5 protein-coding genes are annotated in these 4736 nt (G+C 72.4%); all 5 read right to left on the bottom strand.

Annotation, left to right across the window (positions count from 1 at the left end; genetic code table 11):
* Positions 1-817, bottom strand: an 817-nt coding sequence (locus tag H5J30_RS18060; RefSeq protein ID WP_181788451.1) for a ferritin-like domain-containing protein, incomplete at its 3' end; no start/stop codon positions are given.
* Between the two features lie 164 nt (positions 818-981).
* Complete coding sequence (locus tag H5J30_RS18055) at positions 982-1608, bottom strand: TetR/AcrR family transcriptional regulator (RefSeq protein ID WP_309505561.1); 627 nt, start codon at positions 1606-1608, stop codon at positions 982-984.
* 218 nt (positions 1609-1826) lie between these two features.
* Positions 1827-2678, bottom strand: a complete 852-nt coding sequence (fdhD, locus tag H5J30_RS18050) for a formate dehydrogenase accessory sulfurtransferase FdhD (RefSeq protein ID WP_181788450.1) — start codon at positions 2676-2678, stop codon at positions 1827-1829.
* 6 nt (positions 2679-2684) lie between these two features.
* A complete protein-coding gene (locus tag H5J30_RS18045; RefSeq protein WP_181788449.1) occupies positions 2685-3557 on the bottom strand; it encodes a 2Fe-2S iron-sulfur cluster-binding protein in 873 nt (290 codons plus the stop codon).
* Positions 3554-4736, bottom strand: a 1183-nt coding sequence (locus H5J30_RS18040; protein WP_181788448.1) for a complex I 51 kDa subunit family protein, incomplete at its 5' end; no start/stop codon positions are given. The genes H5J30_RS18045 and H5J30_RS18040, both read right to left, overlap by 4 nt.

Genomic DNA, 4736 nt, shown 5'->3' with positions numbered 1-4736 from the left:
GGCCGGCGCCCATGTCGCCCACGGGCACGCCGGCGCCGAAGCCCGCGACGCCGCGCTGGACCAGGTTGAGCCCGGCCATGCCGGGAAGCTTGTGCACCTTCTCGTCGATCTTGCGCACGGCGGCGGCGCCCTCGTCGTCACCCAGCAGGTGCTGGAGCACGAACCGGGTCTCCGCCACCGGCTGGATGGTGGAGCCGACGGGCTGCCAGAAGCGCTCGGTCACCCAGCGGGCCAGCGAACGGGCGCGCTGGGAGCGCTCCAGGCGCTCCTTGGCCTGGCTGGCGTAGAACGCGAGGTGGCGCGATTCCTGGCGCTGTATGCGGCCGAGCAGCTTGGTCAACTCGGGGTGCTGCTCCTTCTCGATGAGGCTGCCGTACGCGGCGTGCGCGGACCACTCGTTTATGGCCCCCCACGTCATGTGCACGGCGACGAAGTCGTCGCCGATGGCGTTGGCCGCGATGGACTGGTAGATGGGCGCCAGCCGGTCCTTGAGTCCCTGCGCCTCGCGCACCTCGCGGATGTGGTCGTAGTCGGCCTTCTGCCCGTGGGCGCGCAGCACGGAGTCGATCGCCTCGCCGTGCCAGAATTCCTCGAAGGCCCACATCGACATGAACGCCGTCACGTCCGGGTCGCGGTGGGACGGGGTGACCAGCACGTCCCGCAGGTAGCAGACCGTGTGGCTCTCCACGTCCGACATGTAGCGCAGGCAGCGAAGTGCCTCCGCGGACAGCGGGCGCTCGGCGAACGCGTCGAGGTCCAGGTCGTCGACCTGGACGCGTCCGGCCGTGTTGATGTAGCCCGGTATGTCGAAGGCCATTGCTCTCCCTCCGGCAGGTGCGCCGATTGCGCCGAGTCCATCACGGCACGAAGCCCTTTATCAACATCTGTTGAGTTAGCTCGGGATTCTAGATCGCCGCCGGTCCCGCACGCCACTGCCCCCACCCCTGACGCAGGAGACACCCGTGAGGTTGACTCGGCGCGTCAGTGCGCGGCGGCCGGGAGGGGGCCGAAGAGGTAGCCGTCGATGGTGCGGCCCACGATCTCGGCCAGCTCCGGGCGGGGCAATTCGGCGAGCGGACCGAAGCGCACCACGTAGCGCACCAGCGCCGTGCCCACGAGGTGGGAGCCCGCGAGGCCGGCGCGCAGCTCCGCGCGGTCCTTGACGGCGCGGGCGGCGACGCGGGCGACCAGTTCACGGGTGATGAAGTCGCGCAGGACGGCGGCGGCCGGCTGGTACGAGGCGGCGGAGAGAAGGATCGCCTGAAAGGGCCACCTGGTCTCGGCGTCGTCCCACAGATCGAAGTAATACGCGGCGAGCCGCCCGCCGAGCCCGTCCGAGGTGTCGCCGAGGATCCCCCCGAGCACGTCGTCGGGGCGCATCACGTCCGCGATGGCGGCCAGGTACAGGCCCTCCTTGCTGCCGAAGAACTGGACGAGAAGGGACGGGTCGACACCGGCCTCACGTGCGACGGCGCGCAGGCTGCAGGAGCCGTAGCCGCGGGCGAACATGCGCTTGGCGGCGCGGATGATGTCCGCCCTGGTGTCCGGACGGCCGGGGCGGGGCCCGAGTGGCCGCACCCGAGGGCGCAGGGTTCTCTTCCCGGTCACGGTGGTCGCTCACGCTCCAACGCAGGTGTGCATTTTGCTCATTGCGTCAAGTCTTCGGTGAACGACCGGCCGGGACAAGAGGGACGGGCCAAAGCCATGGTCAAGAGGGCACGTACGCGCGACGGCCCGCGGCACGGACGCGCGGGCGTCGGGGGCCGGCCGGCGCAGGGGGCGCACCCCGCCGGCCGGCCCCGCGCCCGCGCACGCGACTTGGCCGATCAGACGCCCGCGACCGTAAGGCGCGGGGCGATGCGGTGTTCGCCCGCGTACACGTTCATGGTGTCGCCGCGCAGGAAGCCGACCAGGGTCATCCCGGTCTCGGCGGCGAGGTCGACGGCCAGGGAGGAGGGCGCCGAGACCGCGGCAAGTACGGGGATCCCGGCCATCGCGGCCTTCTGGGCCAGTTCGAAGGAGGCGCGGCCGGAGACCATCAGCACGGTGTCGCTCAGCGGGAGCCGGTCCTGCTGGAGAGCACGGCCGATCAACTTGTCGACGGCGTTGTGGCGGCCCACGTCCTCGCGCAGGTCGATCAGCTCCCCGTCCGGCGTGAACAGCGCGGCGGCGTGCAGGCCGCCGGTGCGGTCGAAGACCCGCTGCCCGGCCCGCAGCCGGTCCGGCAACACGGCCAGCACCTCGGTCGTGAGATTCATGTCACCCTCGGCGAGGGGCCAGCGGGTCGTCGTACGGACCGCGTCCAGGCTCGCCTTCCCGCACAGCCCGCACGACGACGTCGTGTACACGTTCCGCTCCAGTGTGATGTCCGGCACAGGCACGCCCGGGGCGAGGCGCACGTCCACGATGTTGTACGTGTTCCCGCCCTCCGCGCCGTCCACCGCCCCCGCGCAGTACGCGATCCCGGCCACCTCCCCGCCGCGCGCCACCACGCCCTCGCTCACCAGGAACCCCGCCGCCAGCGCGAAGTCGTCCCCCGGCGTCCGCATCGTGATCGCCAGCGCCCGGCCCCCCAGCCGGATCTCCAGCGGCTCCTCCGCCACCAGCGTGTCCGCCCGCCGGTCCACCCGCCCCCCGCGCACCCGCACCACCGGACGCCGCACCGTCACCCGACCCATCGAAGATCACTCCGTACCCTGGACGTTCTGGACGTGCTGGTAGCCGAACCGGCCCTTGATGCACAGGTTGCCCCGCGTGATGGGGTTGTCGTGCGGCGAGCCGACCTTGACGATCCGGTTGTCCTGCACGTGCAGCGTGAGGTTGCAGCCCACCCCGCAGTACGCGCACACCGTCGTCGTCTCCGTCTGCGCGCCCTCGTCCCACGTGCCGGCCGCGCGCATCTCGTACTCGGTCCGGAAGCTGAGCGCCCCGGTGGGACAGACCTCGATGCAGTTGCCGCAGTAGACGCAGGCCGAGTCGGGCAGCGGCCCGTCCTGCTCCACGGCGATCACCGTGTCGAAACCCCGGCCCGCGACGGCGATGGCGAACGTGTTCTGCCACTGGTCGCCGCAGGCGTCGACGCACTTGTAGCACATGATGCACTTGCCGTACTCGCGCACATAGAGGTCGTTGTCGACCTTCGCGCCGCGGCTCGCCACGGTCGCCGCGTCCGGGCCGAAGCGCGCGGGCTCCGCGCCGTACTCCTCGATCCAGCCGGCGACATGCGGCGTCGTCGACAAGTCGGTGGAGGAGGCGAGGAGTTCGAGTACCAGCCTGCGGCTGTGCCGCGCGCGCTCGCTGCCCGTACGGACCTTCATGCCCGGCTCCGCGCGGCGGGAGCACGCGGGCGCGAGCGTACGGGCGCCCTCGACCTCCACGACGCAGACCCGGCAGGCGTTCTTGGGCGTGAGCGTGTCGCCGTAGCAGAGGGTCGGGATGTCCTTGCCCGCGGCGGTGCAGGCGTCGAGGATCGTGTCGCCCTCCAGGGCGTGGACCGTCTCGCCGTCGAGTTCGAACTCGACGCGGCGGCGCGGCAGGCCGAGCGGGACGCTGGTCATTCGTAGGCTCCCAGGCGGTCGATGGCGGACTCCACGGCGTTCCAGGCGGTCTGGCCGAGGCCGCAGATGGAGGCGTCCCGCATGACCTGGCCCACCTCGCGCAGCAGCGCGACGTCGGCCGCGGCGGCGGCGCCGCGCAGGTCGGCGATGCGGTGCAGGGCCTCCTCCTGCCGTACGGTGCCGACGCGGCACGGGACGCACTGGCCGCAGGACTCGTCGCGGAAGAACTCCGCGACGCGGATGAGGATGCGGGGCAGGTCGACGGTGTCGTCGAGGACGAGGACGACGCCGGAGCCGAGGGTGGCGCCGGCGGCGCGGGCGCCCTCGAAGGTCAGCGGCACGTCCAGCTCGTCGGGCCGGAGGAAGCCGCCCGCGGCGCCGTCGAGCAGCACGGCGCGCAGGCCGGGCGGGGCGCCGCCGGCGAGGTCGAGGAGGTCGCGGAGGGTGGCGCCGAAGGGGACCTCGAAGACGCCGGGGCGCGCGACGGTGCCGGCGACGCAGAAGAGTTTGGTGCCGGTGGACGACGGGGTGCCGGTGGCGGCGTAGGCGGCGGCGCCCTGTTCGAGGATCGGCAGGACGTTGACCAGGGTCTCCACGTTGTTGACGGCGGTGGGCTTGCCGAAGAGGCCCTGCTCGACGGGGAAGGGGGGCTTGGTGCGCGGCTCGCCGCGGTGGCCCTCGATGGAGTTGAAGATCGCGGTCTCCTCGCCGCAGATGTACGCGCCGGCGCCGCGGCGGATCTCGATGTCGAACGCGTAGCCGTGGCCGAGGACGTCGCCGCCGAGGAGGCCGCGGGTGCGGGCGCGTTCCGCGGCGCGCGCGAGGCGGGCGAGCGCGCGGGGGTACTCGCCGCGGAGGTAGAGGTAGCCGCGGTGGGCGCCGACGGCGTAGCCGGCGATGGTCATGGCCTCGATGAGGGCGTACGGGTCGCCCTCCATCAGGACGCGGTCCTTGAAGGTGCCGGGCTCGGACTCGTCGGCGTTGCAGACGAGGTAGCGGGTCCGGACGGGCTGGGAGGCGGTGGCCTGCCACTTGCGCCCGGTAGGGAAGGCGGCCCCGCCGCGGCCGAGGAGACCGGAGTCGGTGACCTCGCGGATGACGCCGGCGGGACCGAGGGCGAAGGCGTTGCGCAGGGCGGTGTAGCCGCCGTGGGCGCGGTAGTCGTCGAGGTCGGCGGGG

The sequence above is a fragment of the Streptomyces phytophilus genome, assembly GCF_013870535.1.
Lineage (GTDB): Bacteria > Actinomycetota > Actinomycetes > Streptomycetales > Streptomycetaceae > Streptomyces > Streptomyces phytophilus.
Note: the sequence above shows the minus strand (reverse complement) of the source record. Positions and strands in the feature narration are given on the sequence as shown.